This window comes from Microbacterium sp. CR_7 (assembly GCF_041954755.1).
Classification (GTDB): Bacteria; Actinomycetota; Actinomycetes; order Actinomycetales; family Microbacteriaceae; genus Microbacterium.
This window is the reverse complement of the sequence record NZ_JAVAYF010000004.1, coordinates 435,543-459,258: the sequence shown is the minus strand read 5'-3', so window position 1 is coordinate 459,258 and position 23,716 is coordinate 435,543. Positions and strand designations below refer to the sequence as shown.

General features: G+C 69.4%; 21 protein-coding genes. 10 read left to right on the top strand and 11 right to left on the bottom strand.

Going from position 1 to position 23,716, the window contains the following annotated elements:
* Window positions 1–26: 26 nt before the first annotated feature.
* Window positions 27–1,481, bottom strand: coding sequence for an NAD(P)H-quinone dehydrogenase (locus tag RAC81_RS11335; protein ID WP_251587428.1), 1,455 nt, complete (start codon window positions 1,479–1,481; stop codon window positions 27–29).
* Window positions 1,482–1,529: 48 nt separating this feature from the next.
* Here RAC81_RS11335 and RAC81_RS11330 point away from each other — a divergent pair, with 48 nt between their 5' ends.
* The 3 genes from RAC81_RS11330 to RAC81_RS11320 are packed head-to-tail and all read left to right on the top strand — an operon-like array spanning window position 1,530 to window position 4,300.
* Complete coding sequence (locus RAC81_RS11330) at window positions 1,530–2,363, top strand: purine-nucleoside phosphorylase (RefSeq protein WP_375082433.1); 834 nt, start codon at window positions 1,530–1,532, stop codon at window positions 2,361–2,363.
* Window positions 2,360–4,030: a phospho-sugar mutase gene (locus RAC81_RS11325; RefSeq protein WP_375082432.1), complete on the top strand. Its 1,671-nt coding sequence runs from the start codon at window positions 2,360–2,362 to the stop codon at window positions 4,028–4,030. The genes RAC81_RS11330 and RAC81_RS11325 overlap by 4 nt, the downstream gene beginning before the upstream one ends.
* 6 nt (window positions 4,031–4,036) lie before the next feature.
* Window positions 4,037–4,300: an HPr family phosphocarrier protein gene (locus tag RAC81_RS11320; protein WP_375082431.1), complete on the top strand. Its 264-nt coding sequence runs from the start codon at window positions 4,037–4,039 to the stop codon at window positions 4,298–4,300.
* A 24-nt stretch (window positions 4,301–4,324) separates the two neighbouring features.
* Here RAC81_RS11320 and RAC81_RS11315 read toward each other — a convergent pair whose 3' ends face one another.
* Complete coding sequence (locus RAC81_RS11315; protein ID WP_375082430.1) at window positions 4,325–6,247, bottom strand: BglG family transcription antiterminator; 1,923 nt, start codon at window positions 6,245–6,247, stop codon at window positions 4,325–4,327.
* Window positions 6,248–6,411: 164 nt separating this feature from the next.
* Here RAC81_RS11315 and RAC81_RS11310 point away from each other — a divergent pair, with 164 nt between their 5' ends.
* The 7 genes from RAC81_RS11310 (at window position 6,412) to RAC81_RS11280 (ending at window position 12,843) form a co-directional block, all read left to right on the top strand.
* A complete protein-coding gene (locus tag RAC81_RS11310) occupies window positions 6,412–6,726 on the top strand; it encodes a PTS sugar transporter subunit IIB (RefSeq protein WP_375082429.1) in 315 nt (104 codons plus the stop codon).
* Window positions 6,723–7,001, top strand: a complete 279-nt coding sequence (locus RAC81_RS11305; protein ID WP_375082428.1) for an HPr family phosphocarrier protein — start codon at window positions 6,723–6,725, stop codon at window positions 6,999–7,001. Before RAC81_RS11310 ends, RAC81_RS11305 begins: the two co-directional genes overlap by 4 nt.
* Window positions 6,998–8,680, top strand: a complete 1,683-nt coding sequence (gene ptsP / locus RAC81_RS11300; RefSeq protein WP_375082427.1) for a phosphoenolpyruvate--protein phosphotransferase — start codon at window positions 6,998–7,000, stop codon at window positions 8,678–8,680. Before RAC81_RS11305 ends, ptsP begins: the two co-directional genes overlap by 4 nt.
* A complete protein-coding gene (locus RAC81_RS11295) occupies window positions 8,677–10,296 on the top strand; it encodes a PTS mannitol transporter subunit IICB (protein WP_375082426.1) in 1,620 nt (539 codons plus the stop codon). The genes ptsP and RAC81_RS11295 overlap by 4 nt, the downstream gene beginning before the upstream one ends.
* A gap of 73 nt (window positions 10,297–10,369) precedes the next feature.
* The gene (locus tag RAC81_RS11290) at window positions 10,370–10,801 is read left to right on the top strand and encodes a PTS sugar transporter subunit IIA (RefSeq protein ID WP_096713714.1); all 432 of its coding nucleotides are present in this window, start codon (window positions 10,370–10,372) and stop codon (window positions 10,799–10,801) included.
* 14 nt (window positions 10,802–10,815) lie between these two features.
* Complete coding sequence (locus RAC81_RS11285; protein WP_375082425.1) at window positions 10,816–11,973, top strand: mannitol-1-phosphate 5-dehydrogenase; 1,158 nt, start codon at window positions 10,816–10,818, stop codon at window positions 11,971–11,973.
* A gap of 123 nt (window positions 11,974–12,096) precedes the next feature.
* Window positions 12,097–12,843, top strand: coding sequence for an alpha/beta hydrolase (locus tag RAC81_RS11280; protein ID WP_375082424.1), 747 nt, complete (start codon window positions 12,097–12,099; stop codon window positions 12,841–12,843).
* 22 nt (window positions 12,844–12,865) lie between these two features.
* On the opposite strand, the gene RAC81_RS11275 is transcribed toward RAC81_RS11280, so the two are convergent.
* The 9 genes from RAC81_RS11275 to RAC81_RS11235 all read right to left on the bottom strand — a co-directional run bounded on the left by RAC81_RS11275 (window position 12,866) and on the right by RAC81_RS11235 (window position 23,557).
* Window positions 12,866–13,975 carry a polysaccharide deacetylase family protein gene (locus RAC81_RS11275; protein WP_375082423.1) on the bottom strand — a complete coding sequence of 370 codons (1,110 nt, stop codon included), beginning with the start codon at window positions 13,973–13,975 and terminating at the stop codon, window positions 12,866–12,868.
* Window positions 13,976–13,993: 18 nt separating this feature from the next.
* Complete coding sequence (locus RAC81_RS11270; RefSeq protein ID WP_375082421.1) at window positions 13,994–15,109, bottom strand: adenosine deaminase; 1,116 nt, start codon at window positions 15,107–15,109, stop codon at window positions 13,994–13,996.
* Window positions 15,110–15,178: 69 nt separating this feature from the next.
* Entirely contained in the window at window positions 15,179–16,471 is a 1,293-nt protein-coding gene (locus RAC81_RS11265; protein ID WP_375082420.1) for a thymidine phosphorylase, read from the bottom strand.
* Window positions 16,468–16,866, bottom strand: coding sequence for a cytidine deaminase (locus tag RAC81_RS11260; RefSeq protein ID WP_096713717.1), 399 nt, complete (start codon window positions 16,864–16,866; stop codon window positions 16,468–16,470). The genes RAC81_RS11265 and RAC81_RS11260 overlap by 4 nt, the downstream gene beginning before the upstream one ends.
* 22 nt (window positions 16,867–16,888) lie before the next feature.
* Window positions 16,889–18,172, bottom strand: coding sequence for an ABC transporter permease (locus RAC81_RS11255; RefSeq protein WP_375082524.1), 1,284 nt, complete (start codon window positions 18,170–18,172; stop codon window positions 16,889–16,891).
* Window positions 18,172–19,482 carry an ABC transporter permease gene (locus RAC81_RS11250; protein WP_375082419.1) on the bottom strand — a complete coding sequence of 437 codons (1,311 nt, stop codon included), beginning with the start codon at window positions 19,480–19,482 and terminating at the stop codon, window positions 18,172–18,174. Before RAC81_RS11250 ends, RAC81_RS11255 begins: the two co-directional genes overlap by 1 nt.
* Window positions 19,479–20,993, bottom strand: coding sequence for an ABC transporter ATP-binding protein (locus RAC81_RS11245; RefSeq protein ID WP_375082418.1), 1,515 nt, complete (start codon window positions 20,991–20,993; stop codon window positions 19,479–19,481). Before RAC81_RS11245 ends, RAC81_RS11250 begins: the two co-directional genes overlap by 4 nt.
* Before the next feature lie 138 nt (window positions 20,994–21,131).
* Window positions 21,132–22,244 (bottom strand): BMP family protein, encoded by a 1,113-nt coding sequence (locus RAC81_RS11240; protein WP_375082417.1) that lies wholly within the window; start codon window positions 22,242–22,244, stop codon window positions 21,132–21,134.
* 155 nt (window positions 22,245–22,399) lie between these two features.
* Window positions 22,400–23,557, bottom strand: coding sequence for a mannose-1-phosphate guanylyltransferase (locus RAC81_RS11235; protein ID WP_375082416.1), 1,158 nt, complete (start codon window positions 23,555–23,557; stop codon window positions 22,400–22,402).
* Between the last annotated feature and the right edge of the window lie 159 nt (window positions 23,558–23,716).

The window sequence follows — 23,716 nt, the reverse complement described above, 5'->3', positions numbered from 1 at the left end:
GCTCTTCTGCGTGCGACGCGCCCGCGCTAGTTGATCTTCGCGTTGACGAGGTGCATCGCGCGGCTGGCGTCGGTGATGCTGCTCGACAGCGACGGGTACGCGGCGAAGACGCGCGAGACCTGGTCGACCGTCAGTCGGCGCTCGACCGCGACGGCGATCGGGTAGATGAGTTCCGATGCCTTCGGTGCGACGATGACGCCGCCGATGACCGTGCCGGATCCCTTGCGGGCGATGAGCTTCACGAAGCCGTCCTTGATGCCCATCATCTTCGCTCGAGGATTCGCGGCGAGCGGGAGCTTGTAGACGAGGCCGTCGGCTACGCCTTCCTCGACGTCCTTCTGCGAGTACCCGACGGTCGCGATCTCGGGGGCGGTGAAGATGTTGGAGGTGATCTTGATGAGCTCCAGCGGGATCACGATGTCGCCCAGGGCGTGGAACACCGCCGTGCGCCCCTGCATCGACGCGACCGAGGCGAGCGGGAAGAAGTTCGTGCAGTCGCCCACCGCGTACACGTTGGGCACCGAGGTGCGAGCGACGCGGTTGACCCGGATGTTGCCCTGCTCGGTGAGCTCGACGCCCGCGTCCTCGAGCCCGATTCCCTTCGTGTTCGGGATCGAGCCGACCGCCATCAAACAGTGGCTGCCCTCGACCGTGCGACCGTCGGCGAGGGTCACACGGACGCCGTCGTCGATCACCTCGACCTTCTCGGCGCGGGCCTTCGACAGCAGCTCCATGCCCCCGCGCTTGAAGACCTTCTCGAGCACCTTCGCCGCGTCCTGGTCCTCGCCGGGCAGAACCTGCTCGCGGCTGGAGACGAGGGTGACCTTCGATCCGAGGTTCATGTACGCCGACGCGAACTCGGCACCGGTGACACCCGACCCGACCACGATGAGGTGCTCGGGCAGGGCCTTCATGTCGTACAGCTGCGTCCAGGTGAGGATGCGCTTGCCGTCGGGCTTCGCGGAATCGAGCTCACGCGGCGACGCGCCGACCGCGACGACGATCGTGTCGGCCTCGACCCGGTCGAAGTCCGTGCCGTCCTGCCCCGTCGAGACGACGATGGCGTTCGGGCCCTCGAGGCGTCCGTGCCCGGAGAGGATGCGCACTCCTGCCTCGAGCAGGGTCGAGCGCATGTCCTCGGACTGCTGGCCGGCGAGCGCGATGAGCCTCTTGTTGACGGCGGCGAGGTTGATGGCGATCTCGGGCTTGAGCGGCTTGCCGTTCTCACCCTTGGCGTAGAACTGCACTCCGAGGTCGGACGCCTCGGAGATCGCCACGGCCGCATCGGCGGTCGCGATGAGGCTCTTCGACGGGACGACGTCGGTGAGCACGGCCGCTCCACCGACGCCCACCCGCTCGACGAGGGTCACCTCGGCTCCGAGCTGGGCTGCCGCGAGGGCCGCCTCGTATCCGCCGGGGCCGCCGCCGAGCACGGCGACGCGCTGAGTGCGTTCGAAGGGGGTGGAAGACATGCCTCCCATTCTCCCGCAATCCTGGCACCCGGCCGTCCACCTTCCTAGAGTGGATCCATGCCTGAAAACCACAGCAACCCCCTCGACGACCCGAATGCGAACCCCTTCGAGGTCGCAGCCGCAGCAGCCGCGGACATCGCCCGGCTCACCGGCGTCGAGAAGCACGACATCGCCCTGACGCTCGGCAGCGGCTGGGGCAAGGCCGCCGACATCATCGGCGAGACCGTCGCCACGATCCCCGCGACCGAGGTCACCGGCTTCTCGAAGCCGGCGCTCGAGGGACACGTCGGCACTCTCCGCAGCATCCGCACGCCCGACGGCAAGAACGTCCTCGTCATCGGAGCCCGCACGCACTACTACGAGGGACTCGGCGTCCGCCGGGTCGTCCACTCGGTCCGCACGGCAGCGGCCACGGGCGCCCGGATCATGGTTCTCACGAACGGCGCGGGCGGCGTGCGCGAGACCTGGAAGCCCGGTCAGCCGGTGCTCATCAGCGACCACATCAACCTGACGGCCGACTCGCCGCTCGAGGGCGCGACCTTCATCGACCTCACCGACCTGTACTCGTCTCGCCTGCGCGACATCGCACGCAGTGTCGACCCGTCGCTGGACGAGGGCGTGTACACGCAGTTCCGCGGCCCTCACTACGAGACCCCGGCGGAGGTGCAGATGGCGAAGCACATCGGCGGGCACATCGTCGGCATGTCGACCGCCCTGGAGGCGATCGCCGCCCGCGAGGCGGGCATGGAGATCCTCGGCTTCTCGCTCATCACGAACCTCGCCGCCGGCATCCAGAAGACACCGCTCAGCCACGCGGAGGTGATCGAGGCGGGCCGCGAGGCCGAGCCCGTCATCTCGGCGCTGCTGGCCCGAGTGGTCGAGGCGCTGTGAGCGAGCAGCGCCTCGAGCAGGCGCGCGCCTGGCTGCGGCAGGACCCCGACCACGAGACCCGCGATGAACTGGCCGGCGTGATCACGCGCGCGGCCTCGGGCGACGAGGCCGCACGCGCCGACCTCGACGACCGGTTCGGCTCCCGCCTCGCGTTCGGCACGGCGGGACTGCGCGGCGCGCTCGGCGCCGGCAGCAACCGCATGAACCGCGTTCTCGTCGCCCAGGCGGCCGCCGGCTTCGCGTCGTACCTTCGCGAGCGCGGGCAGGGCGGCACGCCGACGGTCGTCATCGGCTACGACGGCCGCCGCAACTCGCGTGTGTTCGCGACCGACTCCGCCGAGTTGTTCGCCGGGGCGGGCCTGCGGGCGATCATCCTCCCCCGCCTGCTCCCGACGCCCGTGCTCGCGTTCGCGGTGCGGCACCTCGGAGCGGACGCCGGTGTGATGGTGACCGCATCGCACAACCCGCCGAACGACAACGGCTACAAGGTGTACCTCGGCGGGGCGGACCAGGGCTCGCAGATCGTCTCTCCGGCGGATGCCGAGATCGCAGCGCACATCCAGCGCATCGCCGACGCCGGGGACGTCACGGCGCTCCCGCGCTCGACGTCATACGAGACGGCCGGCGAGGAGATCGTCGAGGCGTACGTGACCGCGACGGCGTCCGTCGCACCGGCGCCGGCCTCGGCATCCGGTCTGCGCTGGGTGTACACCGCGATGCACGGCGTGGGGTGGGAGACGGTGTCGCGCATCGTGCGCGCCGCCGGATACCCGCAGCCGATGGTCGTCGGGGAGCAGCTCGAGCCCGACGCCACCTTCCGGACCGTGTCGTTCCCCAACCCGGAGGAGCCGGGCGCGATGGATCTGGCGTTCGCGAAGGCCCGCCGCGTGCAGGCCGACTTCATCCTCGCGAACGACCCGGATGCCGACCGTCTCGCGGTCGCGATCCCGGACGCGGATGCCGAGAACGGCTGGCGCAGACTGTCCGGCAACGAGGTCGGGCTGCTCCTCGGCGCCCGCGCGGCACGCGCTGCCGCCGGAACACCCGGCGCCTCCCTGGCATGCTCGCTCGTGTCGTCGCCGGGACTCGGAGCGATCGCCGCGCATCACGGACTCGACTTCCACGAGACCCTCACGGGCTTCAAGTGGATCTCCCGCGCTCCGGGGATCGTGTTCGGCTTCGAGGAGGCGCTCGGATATCTCGTCAATCCCGACACGGTGCGGGACAAGGACGGGATCTCGGCCGTCGTCGCGATCCTCGGCCTCGCGGCGGAAGCGCGGGACCGTGGCACCGACCTCGCAGGCCTTCTCGCCGAGCTCGGCGACACCTACGGCCACTACTCGAGCGGCCAGGTGTCGGTGCGCGTGGACGACCTGTCGGTGATCGGGAAGGTGATGGCCTCGCTGCGCGCATCGGCACCCGCCGGCTTCGGGTCGCAGGCGGTCTCGACGGCGGACGACCTGCTGCGCGCGGCGGAGGGGCAGCCCTCCGGCGACGTCCTGCGCTATCGGCTGGCCGACGGGTCACGCATCATCGTGCGCCCCAGCGGCACGGAGCCCAAGCTCAAGGTCTACATCGACGCGGCGGGCGAGTCCGCCGCGCAGGCGGCCGAGCGGGTGCACGAACTCGAGAGCGCGGTGCGGGCACTCCTGGCGGAGCGCTCCTAGGACGCCATGCCGAAGAGACACGTGGTCATCAGCGCGCACAACGGCGTGCACGCCAGACCCGTCGCCGAGCTCGTCCGGCTCGTGCAGGCGCACCCCCACCCGGTGACGCTCACGACGACGACGGGCTCGGTGGTCGACCTCAGCAGCGTGCTCGCGATCATGGATCTGGGACTCGCCGAGGGCGACGCGGTCGTTCTCGAGACCTCGGAATCGTCGGGTGCGGATGCCGTGCTCGACACACTCGTCGAGGTGCTCGACCCGCGTCGCTGATCGCGCGCGTCGTCCTGTCTGCGATCAGCCGTCGATCACGGCGACGAGCTCGTCGAGGAAGGCCTCGTAGGTCGTGCCCCGGCGCACGATGCGCTGCACGCTCTCCCGCTCGCTGAACACCTCGACGAGCTGCTCGAACACGGTCTGGAACGCGGCGCGGTCGCTCTCGCTGAACGCGGCGAGCGCGACGACCTGCACGCGCCCCTCCCCCCATGCCGCCGATCCGTCGGCGACGCCGATCGCGATGGCGGTGCGCGCGGCCGTCATCTGCAGCGCGTGGGGCACGGCGAGAGCATCCGTGAACGCAGTGGACGACATGCGCTCCCTGGCGATGGTGTTCTCGATGTAGTCCGCGCCGATGAGTCCTGCGTCCGAGAGCAGTCCGCCGAGGCGTCGGATGATCGCCTCCTCGCCCTCGTCGGGGAGCGGATGCACGAACGCCTCGGCGACGAAGTAGCGCGCGAGCTCGGTCCGCAGTCGCGCGAGACGGCGCGCCCGCCGCACACGGGCGGCCGCCTGCTGGATGCGGTCGACATCGGCATCCGTGAGGAAGGGCTGGATCCGCACGAAGCGATCGCCGGTCGCGCCCGGCTCGATCGTGCTGAGCACGAGGTCGGTGTCGAACGACGCCCAGTCGGGATCGACGTTGGTCACGACGCTCGTGACCTCGATCGCCGAGCCGAGCGAACGGTCGACGCTGGACCGCAGCAGCTCGTGCAGCTCGTAGTAGCCGGGGCAGACGATCGTGGCCGTGAGGATCGACTCGGCCTTGCGGCTGCGTTCGAGCCTGCCGCCCACGTGCATGGCGATGTAGGCGATCTCGTCGTCGTGGATCGGTGTGCCGAGCCGGTCGTGGAGGCCGCTCGCGATCGAGACGGCGACCTCGAAGATCATCGGGTAGGAGGTCTTCAGCGACCGCGTGAGCGGATTGCGGGTGAGCGCGCTCTCCTCCGCGCGCCGCAGCAGGTTCTGGACGTGCAGGGCCAGTCGCAGCACGAACGTCTCGTCGAGCAGATCGACCTGGAAGTCGTCGGCGGCGCGGGCGATCTCGTCGCGGACGGCCGACTCCACCGCCGGGTCGACGCCGCTGCGCGCGACCTCCCTCGTCGCGTCCTGACCCGGCGCAACGATGCGGGTGAGGACGAGCGACGCCAGGTGCCCGCTGTCGCCCTCCCCCAGCGCGACGGCGAAGTGGTCCTGAGCGAGGCGGGCGATGATCGCGCCGACCTCGGGGATCTCGGGACGCGCACTCGTGGATGCCGATTCGAGGGCGTGCCCGGATGCCACCCGATCGGCGGCGATCGCGATATGCAGCAGGACGTCGGAGATGGCGAGCTCGTTGACGAAGTAGCCGAGCGCTCCCAGCTCGCGGACCAGCTCGGATTTGAAAGGAGCAACGGCCTGTGCCGACACGGCGCTGCCGGCGAGCGCGCGGCGGAAGGTCTCGGGGTGGAACGACGCGGCGTCCATCTCGTCGTGCGCGAGGCGGCTGAGCAGACGCCGCTGCGCGGCCTCGTTGCCCCGCAATCGGACGACCTCACGGTCCCGCTCGAGCGCGAGGTCGGTGTCGTCGAGCAGACCGCGCACGCGGGCAAGGTCGGATTCGAGCGTGGCCTCGCTGACGTGCAGCCGCTCGGCCATCGCGAAGACATCGATGCCCGATGGGTCATCGAGCAGCGCGCGGATGAGCGCATGCAGACGGTCGCGCGGTGCCGACTCCCCCGCCTGCCGCGCGCGCAGCGCGTCACGCGCCGCCGGACCTGCCCGGTACCCCGCCGGGCCGGATTCGATCGCATCAGCGCCGGCCGTGCGCGCGTTCACGGCCGACACGTACGACCGGACGCTCCGCGGCGTCACGCCCAGCTGATCGGCGAGGCTCGCCGCCGTCGCCCACGAGGCCTGACGCAGCAGGGTGGAGAGGAGCTGGTCCTGGCGCTGCCGCGACATGATCCTCCCGCTCCCGTGCTGACTGCACTGTCCGTGACGTGATTCCCATGATGTCAGCTACCGCGACGACGTGCGCCGGAACGGGTGTTCCGCGGGGGCGGAAAGGAACGTGTTGGCACCCCGGAAGCGTCTGTTCCCAGAATGTTCTCAGGAAGGTGGCATCGATGAGGATCCTCGTGGTGTGCGGCGCCGGCGCGTCGAGCACGTTCGTCGCGCAAAGACTGCGGCGTGCTGCGGCCGACGCCGGGCTGGAGTGGCAGGCGAAAGCCGGCACCGAGCAGTCCGTGTACCGCGGCGACCACGACCTGGTCCTCCTCGGCCCCCACTTCGCCGACCGTCTCGACAGCATCCGCGACGCCGTCATCGCGCCCGTGGCCGTGCTGCCCGCAGACGTCTTCGCAGACAGGGACGGCACGCGCACGCTCGCGTTCGCCCGCTCGATCATCGACGTTAGGAACACCCCGAAAGGAACATCATGACCGTTTCACGCACCGTTCGGATCGGCTCCTCGCACGGCCTCCACGCCCGCCCGGCGAAGCTCTTCGCGCAGGCGGCCAAGGAGGCGGGCATCCCCGTCACGATCGCGAAGGACTCGGGCAAGGCCGTCAACGCCGCCAGCATCCTGGGCGTGATCGCCCTCGCCATCGAGCACGGCGACTACGTCACGCTCACCGCCGACGGGGACAACGCAGAGTCGGTGCTCGACACGCTCACGGAGCTGCTCACGACCGACCACGACGAGGCGACCGTATGACCGAGCTCCGCGGAGTCGGCATCGGTCTCGGAGTGGCCCAGGGGCCTGTCGTCCGCATGACCGAGGCGCTGCCGGCGCCCGAGAACACGCCGAGCACGCAGGGCGCTGATGCCGAGCGCACCCGCGTCCGCGAGGCGATCGCCGCCGTAGCCGCAGAGCTGAACGCCCGCGGGGAGACCGCCGGCGGATCGGCTCAGGAGGTGCTCGAGGCCCAGGCGATGATCGCCGAGGACCCGACGCTCCAGGACGAGGTCGATGCGCGAATCGATGACGGGGCGACCGCCGAGTGGGCCGTGCACGACGCGTTCGCCGGCTTCCGCGCGACCCTCGAGGCCGTCGGCGGGTATCTCGGCGAGCGCGCCGCGGACCTCGACGACATCGCCCAGCGCGTCCTCGCCCATCTGCGCGGGGTCGACGCTCCCGGCGTCCCCGACCCCGGACACCCGTTCGTGCTCGTCGCGCGCGACCTCGCGCCGGCCGACACGGCGCTGCTGAACCTCGACCAGGTGCTCGCTCTCGTCACGTTCGACGGAGGGCCGACCTCGCACACGGCGATCCTCGCCCGCGAGAAGGGCATCGTCGCGATCGTCGGCGCGGCCGCGGCATCCGATCTCTCGACCGGCCAGCCGGTCATCGTCGACGCAGCGGCCGGCATCGTCACGGTCGACCCGTCAGACGACGAGAAGGAGCGCGCCGAACAGCGCGCCGCGGCCCGCCGCTCGGCGGACGCCGCACCCCTGACTCCCGGCGCCCTCGCCGACGGCACGCTGATCCCGCTGCTGGCGAACCTGGGAAAGCCTGCAGACGCAGCCGATGCCGTCGAACGCGGGGCCGAGGGCGTCGGGCTGTTCCGCACCGAGTTCCTCTTCCTGTCGTCGTCGCAGGCGCCGACGGTCGCGCAGCAACGCGAGGCGTACCGCGACCTGCTGGCCGCGTTCCCCGGCAAGAAGGTCGTCGTGCGCATGCTCGACGCCGGCGCCGACAAGCCCCTCGCGTTCCTCAACGACGCGCACGAGGAGAACCCGGCACTCGGACTCCGTGGGCTCCGCGCGCTCCGCGCCAGCGAGGACATCCTGCGCGAGCAGCTCACTGCGCTCGCAGAGGCGGATGCCGAGACCGAGGCCGAGCTGTGGGTCATGGCCCCCATGGTGGCCACGGTCGAGGAGACCGCCTACTTCACCTCTCTCGCGCGCGAGTACGGGCTCAAGACGGCGGGGGTGATGGTCGAGGTCCCCTCGAGCGCGCTGCTCGCCGATCGCGTGCTCGCCCATGCCGACTTCGCTTCGATCGGCACCAACGACCTCACGCAGTACACGATGGCCGCCGACCGCCTCCTCGGCTCGGTCGCCGGTTTCCAGGACCCGTGGCACCCCGCTGTGCTGCGCCTGGTCCGGGAGGTCGGCGCCGCGGGCGCCCGCCTCGGCAAGCCTGTCGGCATCTGCGGCGAGGCGGCAGCAGACCCGCTGCTCGCCGTCGTGCTCGTCGGCCTCGGCGCGACGAGCCTCTCGATGGCCCCGTCCGCCCTGGCGGACGTGCGCCACACCCTGTCCCAACGAACCCTCGACGAGGCGCGGAGCCTCGCCGAACGGGCACTGGCGGCCGACGACGCCGCCGGTGCGCGCCACGCGGTGGTCGAAGCCACAGCTACCCTCCCTCACCAGAAAGAGACGACATCATGACGACGACGTCACCGGCCGCCACGAGATCAGGCGGCCTCCGCACAGGCGTGCAGCGCTTCGGCACGTTCCTGTCCGGAATGATCATGCCCAACATCGCGGCGTTCATCGCGTGGGGCTTCATCACCATGCTGTTCATCCCGGCCGGATTCTTCGGCGCCGACAGCCCCTTCGGGTGGCACTGGGCGCCGGTCGCCGAGATCATCGGCGGCGGCGGAGACTCGGCCGCCATCGGCTGGAACGGTGCCATGACGGCGATCGCGGAGGGTGACGGCGGGAACTTCCTCGCCTATGTCGGCCTCGTCGGCCCGATGGTCACCTACCTCCTCCCCCTGCTGATCGCCAACACCGCCGGCCGGATGGTCTACGGAGAGCGCGGCGGTGTCGTCGCGACCATCGCGACCATGGGTGTCATCGTCGGCACGAACATCCCGATGTTCCTCGGCGCGATGATCATGGGTCCGATCGCGGCGTGGATCACCAAGCAGATGGACAGGCTCTGGGACGGAAAGATCCGCCCCGGCTTCGAGATGCTCGTGAACAACTTCTCCGCCGGAATCCTCGGCATGATCCTCGCGATCGTCGGCTTCTTCGCCTTCGGCCCGGTCATGCTCGGCGTGAGCGCTGTTCTGGGTGCGGCCGTCGACTGGCTCGTCTCGTTGAACCTGCTGCCGCTGGTCTCGATCATCGTCGAGCCCGCCAAGGTGCTGTTCCTCAACAACGCCATCAACCACGGCGTGTTCACTCCGCTCGGCATCGAGCAGGCGACCGAGACCGGCAAGTCCATCCTGTTCCTCATCGAGGCGAACCCCGGACCGGGCATCGGCCTGCTCCTCGCGTTCACGTTCTTCGGCGTCGGTGCGGCCAAGGCCTCCGCCCCCGGTGCGGCCGTCATCCAGTTCTTCGGCGGCATCCACGAGATCTACTTCCCGTACGCGCTCAGCAAGCCGACCACCATCCTCGCACTCATCGCGGGCGGTGCCGCCGGCGTCACGACGAACATGGTCCTCGGCGGCGGCCTCGGCTTCCCCGCGGCTCCCGGCAGCATCATCGCCGTGACGGCGGCGGCGGTAGGCTCGGGCGTGGGCAACCTGCTCGTCGTGTACCTCTCGGTGGTCATCGCCGCCGCGGTCACGTTCCTCATCACCGCGGTCATCCTGCGCTCCTCGCGCAAGCGCGACCTCGCGGCCGAGGGTGACACCTTCGGCGCCGCGATCGCGCAGACCGAGGCGAACAAGGGCAAGTCGTCCGCCGCCATGGACGCGCTGCGCGCATCGTCGGCCTCCGGAGGCACCGGCACGGCGACCGCAGTCGCCACCACCCCGATCCAGAACGTGGTGTTCGCGTGCGACGCGGGCATGGGTTCGTCGGCGATGGGCGCGAGCGTGCTGCGCAACAAGTTCAAGAAGGCGGGCATCGAGGGCGTGACGGTCACCAACCAGGCGATCGCGAACCTCGACGGCACGGCCGACCTCGTGATCACGCAGCAGCAGCTCACCGACCGCGCGAAGGCGCAGTCGCCGAACTCGGTGCACGTGTCCGTGGACAACTTCATGAACGCGCCGCAGTATGAAGAAGTCGTCGAGATGGTGCGCGAGCAGCGCGAATCCGGCGAATGACAGACCGGGCGGGGTGGGTGCCACGGCATCCGCCCCGCCCCCATCTCCGCAGAATCCTCGGAAAGGAATCACCATGAGCGTTCTCACCCTCGGCCAGGTCCGCATCCACTCCGGCTCCAGCACCCAGGAGGCCGCGCTGCAGGAGGCGACCGACATCCTCGTCACCGCGGGAGCCGTCACGCCCGCGTACGCAGACGCCATGCGGCAGCGCGAGGAGACGGTGTCGACGTACATGGGCAACGGGCTCGCCATCCCCCACGGCACCAACGACGCCAAGGATGCGATCCTCGGCTCCGCGCTGTCGGTCGTCCGTTACGACGGCGGCGTCGACTGGGCCGGAGAGCAGGCGACGTTCGTCATCGGCATCGCCGGCAAGGGTGACGAGCACCTGGAGATCCTCTCGCAGATCGCGATCCTCTTCTCCGACGAGGACGACGTCGCGAAGCTGAACGCCGCGCAGACCCCCGACGAGCTGTTCGCGCTGCTCTCGGCCGTCAACGAATGATGGGCGACCGTTCGATGAAGGCTGTGCACTTCGGCGCCGGGAACATCGGCCGTGGATTCGTCGGACTGCTGCTGCACGAGGGCGGGTACGAGGTCGTGTTCTCCGATGTCGCCGATGCGCTGGTCGACGCGATCAACGCCGCCGACTCGTACACGGTGCACGAGGCCGGGCCCGGGGGCACCGACCACGTCGTGACCGGGTTCCGCGCCGTGAACAGCAAGAACGACCCCGAGGGCGTCGCCGACGAGGTCGCGACGGCCGACGTCGTCACCACCGCGGTCGGACCGACAGTGCTGCGCTTCGTCGCGCCGACGATCGTGGCAGGGCTCGCCCGCCGCTCCCCCGACGCCGCGCCGCTGCAGGTCATGGCCTGCGAGAACGCCATCGGCGCGACGGACACCCTGCGGGCGGAGGTCGAGAAGGCTGCGGGAGCGGATGCCGCCGAGCTCCTCTCCCGCGCGGTGTTCGCCAACACCGCGGTGGACCGCATCGTCCCCGGCCAGCCCGCGGACGGCGGTGTCGACGTCACGGTCGAGCCGTACTACGAGTGGGCGATCGAGTCCGGCGCATTCGGCGGGGACCTGCCGCGCATCCCCGGAGCGCACTTCGTCGACGATCTCGCGCCCTACATCGAGCGCAAGCTCTTCACGGTCAACACCGGCCATGCGGCTACGGCCTACTTCGGCGCCCGCGCCGGCATCGAGCGGATCTCTGACGCGCTCGACGATCCCGACATCGCCGCTCGCGTGGCAGCGGCTCTCGAAGAGACCTCTGCCGTCCTGGTCGCCGAACACGGCCTCGACCCCGCAGAGCTGGCGGACTACCGGGCGAAGATCCTCGAGCGCTTCCGTAACCCGTCGCTCGTCGACACCGTGCAGCGCGTCGGCCGACAGCCGCTGCGGAAGATCTCGCGTCAGGAGCGGTTCATCGGCCCGGCCGCGATGGCGGCGGAGCGCGGTCTGCCGACGATCGCCCTCGTCGGAGCGGTCACCGCCGCGCTCGAGTTCGACGATCGCGAGGACGAGCAGGCCGTCGAACTGCAGCAGCTGCTGCGTGCGGAGGACGCCGAGGCGTTCACCACCCGCACGACCGGGCTCGACCCGGAGCATCCGCTGTTCCCGGCGGTGCGCGATGCGGTCGCCTCGCGGCAGACGGCGCTGCGCGCCTCCTGACGCGCCGATCATCCAGAGCCACGCCCCCTGTCGCCCGATCGGCAGGGGGCGTTCTGCGTGCCGGGGGCCGATCCCAGCGACGACGTTCGCGCATCGCACAGGTTCGGGACGTACGGTGGATCGGTGAAGAAGAAGCGTCACCGCATCCTGACCTCGATCGTGTGGGGCCTCGTCGCGGTGGTCGTGCTCGGCGCGGCCGGAATCGTCATCTGGAGCCAGGTCGGCGTCATGGCGGCCGAGCCGGAGCCGCTCGCCGAGGTCCGCGCCAACAGCGCGATCGACGTGGCCGACGCTCCGCAGGGCATCGTGATGACCCCGGCCGGCGGGGAGTCGGACCTCGGGCTCGTGTTCGTCCCCGGCGCGAAGGTCGACCCCTGGGCGTACGCGCCGATCCTGCAGAGTCTGGCCGAGGACGGCGTCACCGTCGTCATCACGCGCCCGTGGCTGAATCTCGCGTTCTTCGATCTTCGCGGCCTCGACGCCTTCACGTCGGCGGCTCCCGACATCGACGACTGGGCGGTGGGAGGTCACTCCCTCGGCGGCGTGCGCGCCTGCCAGCTCGCGACGGACGCCGAGGCTCTCGTGCTGTTCGGCTCGTACTGCGCCGGCGACGTGTCGGCATCCGACCTCCGCGTCCTGAGCATCTCGGGAAGCGAGGACGGTCTGTCGACACCCGCGAAGATCGACGATGCCCGAGACCTGCTGCCCGCCGATGCGGAGATGGTGGAGATCGACGGCGCGTCGCACGCCTCGTTCGGGGATTACGGTCCGCAGGCAGGCGACGGCACCCCGACGATCTCCGACGAGGAGATGCACGAGCAGGTCGCGGAGCTTCTGCGGCAGTTCTTCGCCGGGTCGCACGCACGCTGACCCGGACGCGGACGACGGAAAGTCAGCCGATCCGCTTGATCAGCGCCTCGAGTCCCATGCCGTAGTCGATGCGAACCACCGGCAGCGCGAGCTTGTCGGTGCCGATGGTCACGTACCCGGGCTCGATCGTCCTCGCCATCTCGAAACCGGCCATCGCGACGCCCTGCTTGGCCGTGTCGTTGTAATGACCGAACGGGTAGGCCATGACCTCGCGCACGCCCAGGATGTCGCCGGACGCGTTCATGTCGGCCGCGATCTGCTCGGCCGTCCAGTTGACCATGCGGCCCCTGCCGTTCTCGCCGGCCTGATGCATGTCGTTGGTGTGCGAGCGGCGCAGCACGTATACCGATGGAGCCGGATCCTGTCGGTAGGCCGTGATCATGAACGAGGTCGACAGCAGCTTGTACTTGTCGATCACCGGGACGGCGAGGTCGAACCAGGTCTGATCCGCGTCGTCGTCGGTGATGATGACGGAGTGCGCGGGGAGGAAGAGCCGTCCGTCGATGAAGGCGCTCAGCTCGTCCCACGTCGGCAGGTAGAAACCCGTGGTCGCGATGTGGTTCATCTGCGCCTCGAAGTCGCCGATGTAGGCGTAGTTGCCGCGCAACCAGCCGGACTCCCCATCGGGGTTGGTCGTGAACTGGTGGTACATGAGGATCGGGATCTTCGCGTTCTCGGCCGCGTTCGCCTCGGGCGTCGTCCATCCGGCGAAGAGCTCGACCTGCTGGTCGACGCACACGACGGGGTCGGCGCCGTTCACGCGCACCGCCGCCGACAGCGCGGCAGCATCGGCCTCCGTCGGGTACCAGCCCGCGAAGACACGCCCGTCCTGCGCGGGGATCGGCAGTCCGGCGTACAGAGCGCTCTGCCACTGGAGCATCGGGTCGACGGGAGCCCCGTCACCGAGGAACGTGACCGCGCAGGCGAGCGGGTCGTCGGCATCCGCCACGAGCTGCTGGGCGGGCGTCAGCGGCCTCTCGATCGGCTGCGCCTCGATGCGCGGGACCTTCACCTCGGGCGGACGATTGATCGACACGAACGCGACAGCGCACGCCCCTGCGACGACCAGCACGGCACCGACTGCGACGACGACCCCGATGCGGCGCCGATTCTTCTTCCCCCCGGAAGCCACGACCCTCCTCCTCGCGGCTCAGCCGGAGAAGCCCTGACCGATCATCTCGACGAGCTCTTCGCGCTCCTCGACCGGCAGGAAGGCGGCGGAGGCGGCGTTGAACTGGAAGGTCTCGAGGTCGTCGAGGTCGTACTCGAACGCCTCCACGAGCAGTGCGAGCTCACGTGTCAGGGAGGTGGCGCTCATGGTGCGGTTGTCGACGTTCACGGTCACCGCGAACCCGAGCTGGTACAGCAGGTCGAAGGGGTGGTCGGCGAGGGTCTTGCCCCACGCTGAGATCGCTCCGGTCTGCAGGTTCGACGACGGTGAGAGCTCGAGCGGGATCTCGCGGTCGCGTACCCACCGCGCGAGGTCACCGAACTGCACCTGCACCTCGTCGCCCTCTTGCGTGACGACCTGCAGGTCCTCGGCGATGCGGGCGCCGTGTCCGAGGCGCAGGGCGCGGCCGTCGAGCAGCGCGGAGCGGATGGACTCGAGACCCGCAGCCTCTCCGGCGTGCACCGTGACGGGGAAGAAGTTCTCGGCGAGGTAGTCGAAGGCCGCGCGGTGGTTCGACGGCGGGAAGCCGTCCTCCGGGCCCGCGATGTCGAAGCCCACGGCTCCGCGGCCGCGGTACGACACGGCGAGCTCGGCGATCTCGCGGGCGCGGTCGGTCTGGCGCATCGCGGTGATCAGCTGACCGACGCGGATGCTGTGACCGGCGCGATCCGCGGCATCCTCGCCCTCTTCGATGCCCTGCTGCACCGCCCCGACGGCGTCGTCGAGCGAGAGCCCTCGGGTGAGATGCTGCTCCGGAGCCCAGCGCACCTCGCCGTAGATGACGCCGTCCTTCGCAAGGTCCTGCACGAACTCCCTGGCGACGCGGGTGAGTCCCTCCTTCGTCTGCATCACGGCGATCGCGAGGTCGAAGGTCTTGAGGTAGTCGACGAGCGACCCGGAGTCGCTCTTCGACGCGAACCACTTTCCGAGCCTGCGCGGGTCGGTCTCGGGGACGTCGACGCCGATGGCATCGGCGAGCTCGATGATCGTCGCGGGGCGCAGCGCGCCGTCGAGATGGTCGTGCAGCGACACCTTGGGCAGGGCGCGCAGCGACGCCCCCTGGACGGTGACGTCGCCGTTCGCGTCGATCGACATGTGTTCCCTCTCGGTCGCGGATCGGTCAGTTCAGGGTAGCGCTCGAAGCGCCGCGCCCCCGGACGACTCTCAGGCGGTGATGCGCTCGCGGACGATCGGACCCGACTCCGGCGCACTGTCGCCGATCTCCCACGACCCCTCGAGCGCCTCGAGCGCACGGGGGAAGCGCGCCTCGTCGGCGGCGGAGAGCGTGAACAGCGGCTGCCCCTCCTTCACCCGGTCGCCGGGCTTCGCGTGCAGGTCGATGCCCGCCTCGAAGATCACGGGATCTTCGGCCCGAGCGCGTCCGGCGCCGAGACGCCAGGCGGCGATGCCGAACGGCAGCGCGTCCATGCGCGAGACGACACCGTCGACGGGTGCCGTGATGACGTGCGTCTCGCGGGCGGTCGGGAGGGCGGCGTCGGGGTCGCCGTCCTGCGCGCGGATCATGGCCTTCCAGCTGTCCATCGCACGTCCGTCGTCGAGGGCGGCCTCGACGTCGGCATCGGGCTGTCCCGCGAGCGCGAGCATCTCGCGGGCCAGGGCGATCGTCAGTTCACGGACGTCCGCGGGGCCACCGCCGGCGAGGACCTCGACCGACTCGCGAACCTCGTTGGCGTTGCCGATGGCGAGGCCGAGCGGCACGTTCATGTCGGTCAGGAGCGCCGTGGTCGCGACGCCCGAGTCGGTGCCGAGGGCGACCATGGTGCGGGCGAGCTCGCGGGCGCGGTCGATGTCCTGCATGAAGGCACCGGAGCCGAACTTCACGTCGAGCACGAGGGCTTCGGTCCCCTCCGCGATCTTCTTCGACATGATGCTGGAGGCGATCAGCGGAATGGCCTCGACCGTGCCCGTCACGTCGCGCAGCGCATAGAGCTTCTTGTCGGCCGGGGCGAGCCCCGAGCCGGCGGCGCAGATGACCGCACCGACGTCGCTCTTCATCTGCGCGAACATCTCGTCGTTGCTGAGCGCCGCGCGCCAACCCGGGATCGATTCGAGCTTGTCCAGAGTGCCGCCGGTGTGACCCAGACCTCGACCGGAGAGCTGCGGCACGGCGACGCCGAACACCGCCACGAGCGGAGCGAGCGGCAGGGTGATCTTGTCGCCCACGCCGCCCGTCGAGTGCTTGTCGACGGTCTTCTTGCCGAGGCTCGCGAAGCGCATCCGCTCGCCGGACGCGATCATGGCGTCGGTGAGCACGCGGATCTCGTCACGCTCCATCCCGCGCTGGAAGACGGCCATCGCGAACGACGCCATCTGCGCGTCGGAGACGTATCCGCGGGTGTAGGCGTCGACCATCCAGCGCAGGGCCGGCTCGGACACCGCTCCCCCGTCGCGCTTCGCGCGGATCACGTCGACGGCGTCGAAGGGCTCAACGCTCATCGGGCGTCCTCCAGGTCTCGGGGGCCGAACGCGTCCGGCAGGACTTCGTCGATCGTACGGATGCCGGACACGGTCTCCAGCAGCATCCCGGGCATCGCGTGCTCGAAGAGCAGTTGACGGCAGCGGCCGCACGGCATGATGGTCTGTCCGTCGTTATTCACGCAGACGAAGGCCACGAGCTGGCCGCCGCCCGACATGTGCAGGTCGCCGACGAGCGCGCACTCGGCGCACAGGGTCACACCGTAGGAGGCGTTCTCGACGTTGCAGCCGGCGACGATGCGACCGTCTCCGACGAGCGCGGCGGCTCCGACCTTGTAGCGCGAGTAGGGCGCGTACGCCTTCGTCATCGCGTCAGTCGCGACCTGACGCAGTTCATCCCAGTCGATATCGGTCATGTCTCTCTCGACTCCTCGGGTGTCAGGACTTGATGTACGGCTTGCCGCTCGCCGCAGGGCCACGGATCTGACCCGCGAAGCCTGCCACCGCGAGCAGCGTCACGACGTACGGCAGCATCAGCATGAATTCGCCGGGGATCGGCGTCTTCAGGATCGACAGCAGGTTCTGCAGGTTCGTGGCGAACCCGAAGAGCAGCGCGGCCAGCGTCGCACGGATCGGGTCCCATCGACCGAAGATCACTGCGGCGAGGGCGATGAACCCGAGGCCTGCTGTCATGTCCTTGCCGAACTGCGGAACCGACACCAGCGTGAAGTACGCCCCGCCGACACCGGCGATAGCGCCCGCGAGCAGCACATTCCAAAAGCGCGTCGAGTTGACCTTGATGCCGACGGTGTCTGCCGCCTGCGGGTGCTCGCCGACGGCGCGCAGACGAAGACCCCACTTGGTGCGGTAAAGGCCCCAGGCGACGACCGCGACGGTGATGAACATGAGGTACACGATGAACGTCTGATTGAAGAGCACCGGACCGATGATCGGGATGTCGCTCAGCAGCGGGATCTCGATGCGGCTGAAGCGCACGGGCGTGTTGAGCTCCGCCTCGTGCGGAGCCAGGAGCGCACCGTAGAGGAAGCCGGTGAGGCCGCTGACGAGCACGTTCAGCACGACGCCGACGATGACCTGCTCGACGAGGTACTTGATCGCGAATGCCGCGAGAACACTGGCGACGAGAACACCGCCGAGCATGGCTCCGAGGAGGCCAACGAAGGGGCTTCCGGTGATGCTCGACAGGAGGGCCGCGGAGAAGGCGCCGAGCAGCAGCTGCCCCTCGATCGCGACGTTCACGACGCCGGCGCGCTCGCCGATCACTCCGCCGAGAGCGCCGAACACGAGCGGCACCGACAGCGACACCGCGCCGAAGAGAAGGCTGGTGACGGGGACGAGACCGCCGGCTCCGGCCCAGACGAGGAAGCCGAAGACCGCGATCGCGCCGAAGCCGGCGGCTATCCACAGCGACGCCTTGCGATAGCTCCACGCGCGCAGGAACGCTGCGATCGTGAGCACGACCAGGATGCCGACGACCACCCAGATGGTCGGCCCCGTCGGCAGCGCCACATCCGGCAGTGCGAGGGCAGACGACTGGTCGCTCAGCCGGAACGAGCTCGTGCCGCTGCGTGGAACGAGCAGGAAGAGAAGCGCGAGGAGCACGGTCACCGCGGCGAGCACGATCGGCGCCTTCAGGTGACGCTCGCGCACGGTGGCGAGCTGCACCGTGCCGTCGGCGGCCTCGGTCTGAACGAGCGACATCATGCGGCCACCGCCTTCTTCGCAGCCTTGACTCTCGCCTTGGCTGCCTTCTCCGCATCGGACTTGGGCAGGAAGAACACTGCGCGCAGCAGCGGCGGAGCCGCGATGAAGAGCACGACGAGCGACTGCACCACGAGCACGATGTCCACGGGGATGTCCTGCGCCTGCATCGAGAACGACCCGGCCTTGAGAGCACCGAAGAGGATTCCTGCTGCGAACGTGCCCCAGGCGCGGCTGCGACCCAGGAGCGCGACCGTGATCGCGTCGAAGCCTATGCCGGCATCGATCGTCTCGGTGATACCCGTGGTGACGGCACCCTGCACCTGGTTCATGCCGGCCAGACCGGCGAGGCCGCCGGCGAACAGCATGGCGTACACGTAGACCCGCTGCACGCTGATTCCGGCCGCACGAGCCGCGTGGGGGTTCTCTCCCACCGCGCGCATGCGAAGGCCGAGCGCCGAGCGCTCGATCAGCCACCAGACGAACAGCGTCGCCACGATCACGAGCACGAAGCCGAAGTCGAGCAGCGGGAACCGCGGGCCCAGCAGTTCGGGGAACTGCGCCGTCTCCGGCGTCGGAGATCCGAGCGCCTGATTGGTGCCGGGCTTCTGCAGCAGCCCCGGAGTACGGATCATCCACAGCAGCAGGTAATACGCCACGTAGTTGAGCATGATCGTGAGGATGACCTCGTGCGCGCCGGTGCGGGCCTTGATGAGACCCGCGATCGCGCCCCAGAGTGCACCACCGGCGATACCGGCGATGAGCGTGACGGGGATGTGGAGCCAGATCGGCAGGTCGAGGTTGAACGTCAGCAGACCGGCGACCGCGACGCCGATGAGCATCTGACCGCGGGCGCCGATGTTGAACAGGCCGACGCGGAACGCGAGGGCCACACCGAGACCGGCGGCGATGAGCGGGGCGGCGAAGCCGAGAGTGTTCGTGAGCGGGCGGATCTGCGCTGCGAAGTCGTTGCCCCGCGCGTTGAAGATCGCGCCGCGGAAAAGAGCCTCGTAGCCGTTGTAGACCGCCTGCCACGCCGCCGCGAACGTGTCGCCGGGGCGGGCGAAGAAGTACCCGGAAGCCTCCTGGACGTCCTCGTTCGTGAACGCGATGAGGACGCCGCCGACGACGAGCGCCAAGAAGATGGCGAGGACGGTCGAGACAGCGCTGCCGCGCAGGATCTCCTTGAGGATGACGTTGCCTCGAGGCGGCGGCGGAACGTCGCCGGTCAGCGGACCCGTCGCCCGCGGCAGCTGCTCGGCGGGGACGCCCTTCACGGCGTCATCCGCCCCCGGTGTTGTCCCGCTCATGCGGCTGCCTCTCCTTCGGCAGCGCCCGCCATCATCAGACCCAGCGTCTCGCGCGGGGTGTCGCCGGGCACGATGCCGACGATGGTTCCTCGATACATGACCGCGATGCGGTCGGCGAGAGCTGCGACCTCGTCGAGCTCGGTCGAGACGACCACGACGGGGACTCCCGCGTCCCGCGTCTCGATGATGCGCTTGTGGATGAACTCGATCGACCCCACGTCGACGCCGCGCGTCGGCTGGGCGGCGACGAGGAGCCGCAGCTCGCGACTCATCTCGCGGGCGATCACGACCTTCTGCTGGTTGCCGCCCGACAGCGTACCCGCCGGGGTGTGGGGTCCCTGCGTCCGGATGTCGTACTCGGCGATCCGCTCCTTCGCGAACTCTTCGAGCGCGGCGCGGCGAATCGTCCCTCCACGGCTGAACGATTCGTCGTCGGAGCGATCGAGGATCAGGTTCTCCGCGACGGAGAACCCGCCGACCAGTCCGTCCTCATTGCGGTCCTCCGGCACGAACCCGACACCCGTGTCGAGGATGCCGCGGACGCTCTTGCCGACGAGCTGCGTGCCGTCGAGAGTGATCGATCCCTCGACGCGCGCCGCGAGACCGACGATGGCCTCCACCAGCTCGGTCTGACCGTTGCCCTGCACGCCCGCGATCGCGAGCACCTCGCCCGGCCGCACGGTGAAGTCGACCCCGTCCACGACGATCGCGCCTGTCGGGGTGAGGACGCGGAGTCCCTCGACCTCGAGACCGCCGTCGCCGAGCCGCGGCGCATCCTTCTGCACCGTCAGCTCGACCGCGCGGCCGACCATCAGCGAGGCGAGCTCGGCATTGCTGGCGGTCGGCGACGCCTCGCCCACGATGCGTCCGAGGCGCACGATCGTGATGGTGTCCGCGACCTCGCGGACCTCGCGGAGTTTGTGGGTGATGAACACGATGGCGGTGCCCTCTTCGCGGAGCTGCCGCATGATGCCCATGAGCTCGTCCGTCTCCTGGGGAGTCAGCACCGCCGTCGGCTCGTCGAACACGAGCACCTTGGCGTCGCGCGACAGCGCCTTGATGATCTCGACGCGCTGCTGCACTCCGACCGGCAGATCGCCGACGATGGCGTCCGGGTCGATGTCGAAGCCGAAACGAGCGGCGACCGCGCGCACGTGCTCCCGCGCCTTGGCGATGTCGAGCCGGCCGACGCCCTTGGTCTGCTCGTGTCCGAGCATCACGTTCTCCGCGACCGTGAAGACGGGTACGAGCATGAAGTGCTGATGCACCATGCCGATGCCCGCGTTCATCGCGTCACCGGGACCGCGGAAGCGCTGCACGACGTCGTCGAGGAGGATCTCGCCCTCGTCGGCCTGGTACAGGCCGTACAGGACGTTCATGAGAGTGGACTTGCCTGCGCCGTTCTCACCGAGAAGAGCGTGGATCTGCCCCGGCTCGACCACGAGATCGATGTGGTCGTTGGCCACGAGGCTACCGAATCGCTTGGTGATGCCGCGAAGTTCGAGCTTCATATCTGCACCTTATCCAGAAGTGTCCGAAGAGTCTCGGGCGGTGCGCACCGATGCGCCCGCCCTGCGGACAGTGGTCCGCCCACGGCACGGGGCGAGTGGCTGCTTGCTCCACTCGCCCCGCCCTGGACCTGCTGCGACTTACGGGGAGTTCGGGGACTCCACCGTGATGTCGCCGGAGATGATCTGCTCCTGCAGAGTTGCGATCTCGTCGAGCAGCCCGTCGGGGAGCTGCGACTCGAACGAGCCGAAGCCCGAGAGCTTCACGCCCTCGTTCTCGAGCGTGCCCACGTACGGCGCCGGGTCGAAGTCGCCCTCCGAGGCCGCGATCGTCGCGTCCTCGACGGCCACGTCGATGGCCTTCATGATCGAGAAGAGAGTGACGTCGGCGACGCTCTCGTCGGCGACGGCGAGGTCGCTGTCGACGCCGACCATGAGGGTGTCCTTGCCGCTGTCCTTGATCGCGGCTGCCGCGCTCTGGTAGATGGGGCCGCCGACGGGGAGGATGACGTCCACGCCCTGGTCCAGCACTCCCTGGGCGGTCTGCTTGGCGGTGTCGTTGGCGTCGAAGCCGCCGGTGAACGAGCCCTCCTGGGTGTCGACATCCCAGCCGAACACCTGCACGGCGCCCGACTTGTCCTCGTTGTACTTGTCCACGCCGAGCGCGAAGCCGTCCATGAACACCGCGACGGACGGGATCTGCATGCCGCCGAAGGTGCCGACCTTGTTCACGCCTGCCTGAGCCGACCATCCGGCTGCGGCGTAGCCGCCGAGGTAGGCGGCCTGAGCCGTGTCGAAGACGAGGGGCTTGATGTTCGGCGCGTCGGTGGTGCCATCGAAATCGTTGTCGGCGTAGTCGTCGATGATCGCGTAGTCGATGTCCGGGTTCGCGAGAGCGGATTCGACGGTCGCCGCCGAGAGCTTGAAGCCGACCGAGACGATCAACGAGCAGCCTTCGGAGACGGCGGTCTCGAGGTTCGGCGCGTAGTCGTTGTCATTGGCCGACTCGAACTCGAGCGGCTTGACGCCGAGGGTGTCCGCTGCGCGGTCCATGCCCTCCTTGGCGGACTGGTTGAACGACTTGTCGTTCCAGCCGCCGGCGTCCGAGACGAGGCAGGGCAGGAAGTCGGATGCGGCGTCGCCGCCGCCGTTGTCGCCGGATTCCGTCGGAGCCTGGCCGCAGCCGGCGAGAGCGAAGACGACTCCAGCGGCGATGGTCGCGCCGAGCAGCTTCTTGGTGGTGGAGATGGTCAACTCATGCCTCCTCAACGAACCCGCGGCCCTCGCGGATCGATCAAAGTTACCTACTGTTTCGCCGATTGCGTACATCGAGGAGCGGGCCGGTAGGGAATGGTTACAAAGCTGAAATCAAGCCAACGGGTGAGCACAGATGCGCGCTCATCTGCGCATCAGAGCACATCTCCGCGTCCGGTGAGCTTGAGCGACTCGACGACGCCCTTGACTCTCTGCGCGTGCTCGACGGTCGTCACGAGGAGCGCATCCGGGGTGTCGACCACGACGATGTCCTGCACTCCGACGAGGCTGATCACACGTGTGGTCTGGCTGACGAGGATGCCGCTGGCCGCATCCGACAGCACTCTGGCCTTCGGCCCGAGCACGGCCAGATCGTTCTTGCGGCCGTTCGTGATGAGCTTGGTGAGCGAGGCGAAGTCCCCCACGTCATCCCAGTCGAAGTGGCCTGGCACGACGGCGAGCCGCCCGCGCTTGGCCGCGGGCTCCGCGACCGCGTAGTCGATCGCGATCTTCTTCAGGGCGGGCCAGATGCGGTCGACCGCAGGGCCGCGCCGGTCGCGATCGTCCCACGCCTCGGCGAGTTCGACGAGGCCCGCGTGCAGGGCGGGCTCGTTCGCCGCGAGCTCGTCGAGCAGCACGCTCGCCTTCGCGATGAACATGCCCGCGTTCCACAGGTAGTCGCGACTCGCGACGTAGGCCTTCGCCGTCTCGAGGTCGGGCTTCTCGACGAAGCTCTCGACGAGCGCCGCCTCCCTGGCTCCCTCGACGACGAGCTCCGGGCCCCTCTTGATGTAGCCGAACCCGACCGCGGGTTCCGTCGGCGAGATGCCGATCGTGCAGATGTATCCCTCGCGCGCCACCTCGACGGCATCCCGCACAGCGAACTCGAACACGCGTGTGCCTCGGATCACGTGGTCCGCACTGAACGAGCCGATGATGACGTCGGGATCGCGGCGGTGCAGGATCGCCGCGGCGAGGCCGATCGCGGCGGCGGACTCGCGAGGTTCGGACTCGAGGAACACGTTGAGGTCGGCGACCCCCGGCAGCTGCGCCTCCACCGCGGCCCGATGCGCTCGTCCGGTCACCACCGCGATGCGATCGGGACCGGCGAGCGGTTCGAGCCTGTCCCAGGTGTCACGGAGCAAGGAGTGCCCCGATCCCGTGAGGTCGTGCAGGAACTTCGGGGCGTCCGCACGCGAGAGCGGCCAGAGTCGGCTGCCGATGCCGCCGGCGGGGATCACGGCGTAGAAGTTCGGGATGGGATGGCTCACCCTGCCAGGGTAGCCGGGCCCCTGCCCCGCACTGGGTCGCATCCGACCATGTCGAGAGCTGATCGGAACCATACGGGAACGCTATGGACGTCGAGCCGGTTAGGCACGCCTTCGTCGCTGCGGCCCCGCCGACGGGAATAGGATGGACTCCGATCGGCCGTGCCTCGCGAAGACGGGATCCTGCCCGGACCACGCAGCGCA

What these genes read in the sequence shown, in the direction of transcription:
- RAC81_RS11335 (WP_251587428.1), bottom strand. Translation starts at nt 1,481, where the DNA reads ATGGGAGGCATGTCTTCCACCCCCTTCGAACGCACTCAGCGCGTCGCC.
- RAC81_RS11330 (WP_375082433.1), top strand. Translation starts at nt 1,530, where the DNA reads ATGCCTGAAAACCACAGCAACCCCCTCGACGACCCGAATGCGAACCCC.
- RAC81_RS11320 (WP_375082431.1), top strand. Translation starts at nt 4,037, where the DNA reads ATGCCGAAGAGACACGTGGTCATCAGCGCGCACAACGGCGTGCACGCC.
- RAC81_RS11315 (WP_375082430.1), bottom strand. Translation starts at nt 6,247, where the DNA reads ATGTCGCGGCAGCGCCAGGACCAGCTCCTCTCCACCCTGCTGCGTCAG.
- RAC81_RS11310 (WP_375082429.1), top strand. Translation starts at nt 6,412, where the DNA reads ATGAGGATCCTCGTGGTGTGCGGCGCCGGCGCGTCGAGCACGTTCGTC.
- RAC81_RS11305 (WP_375082428.1), top strand. Translation starts at nt 6,723, where the DNA reads ATGACCGTTTCACGCACCGTTCGGATCGGCTCCTCGCACGGCCTCCAC.
- ptsP (WP_375082427.1), top strand. Translation starts at nt 6,998, where the DNA reads ATGACCGAGCTCCGCGGAGTCGGCATCGGTCTCGGAGTGGCCCAGGGG.
- RAC81_RS11295 (WP_375082426.1), top strand. Translation starts at nt 8,677, where the DNA reads ATGACGACGACGTCACCGGCCGCCACGAGATCAGGCGGCCTCCGCACA.
- RAC81_RS11290 (WP_096713714.1), top strand. Translation starts at nt 10,370, where the DNA reads ATGAGCGTTCTCACCCTCGGCCAGGTCCGCATCCACTCCGGCTCCAGC.
- RAC81_RS11285 (WP_375082425.1), top strand. Translation starts at nt 10,816, where the DNA reads ATGAAGGCTGTGCACTTCGGCGCCGGGAACATCGGCCGTGGATTCGTC.
- RAC81_RS11270 (WP_375082421.1), bottom strand. Translation starts at nt 15,109, where the DNA reads ATGTCGATCGACGCGAACGGCGACGTCACCGTCCAGGGGGCGTCGCTG.
- RAC81_RS11265 (WP_375082420.1), bottom strand. Translation starts at nt 16,471, where the DNA reads ATGAGCGTTGAGCCCTTCGACGCCGTCGACGTGATCCGCGCGAAGCGC.
- RAC81_RS11260 (WP_096713717.1), bottom strand. Translation starts at nt 16,866, where the DNA reads ATGACCGATATCGACTGGGATGAACTGCGTCAGGTCGCGACTGACGCG.
- RAC81_RS11255 (WP_375082524.1), bottom strand. Translation starts at nt 18,172, where the DNA reads ATGTCGCTCGTTCAGACCGAGGCCGCCGACGGCACGGTGCAGCTCGCC.
- RAC81_RS11250 (WP_375082419.1), bottom strand. Translation starts at nt 19,482, where the DNA reads ATGAGCGGGACAACACCGGGGGCGGATGACGCCGTGAAGGGCGTCCCC.
- RAC81_RS11245 (WP_375082418.1), bottom strand. Translation starts at nt 20,993, where the DNA reads ATGAAGCTCGAACTTCGCGGCATCACCAAGCGATTCGGTAGCCTCGTG.
- RAC81_RS11235 (WP_375082416.1), bottom strand. Translation starts at nt 23,557, where the DNA reads ATGCGACCCAGTGCGGGGCAGGGGCCCGGCTACCCTGGCAGGGTGAGC.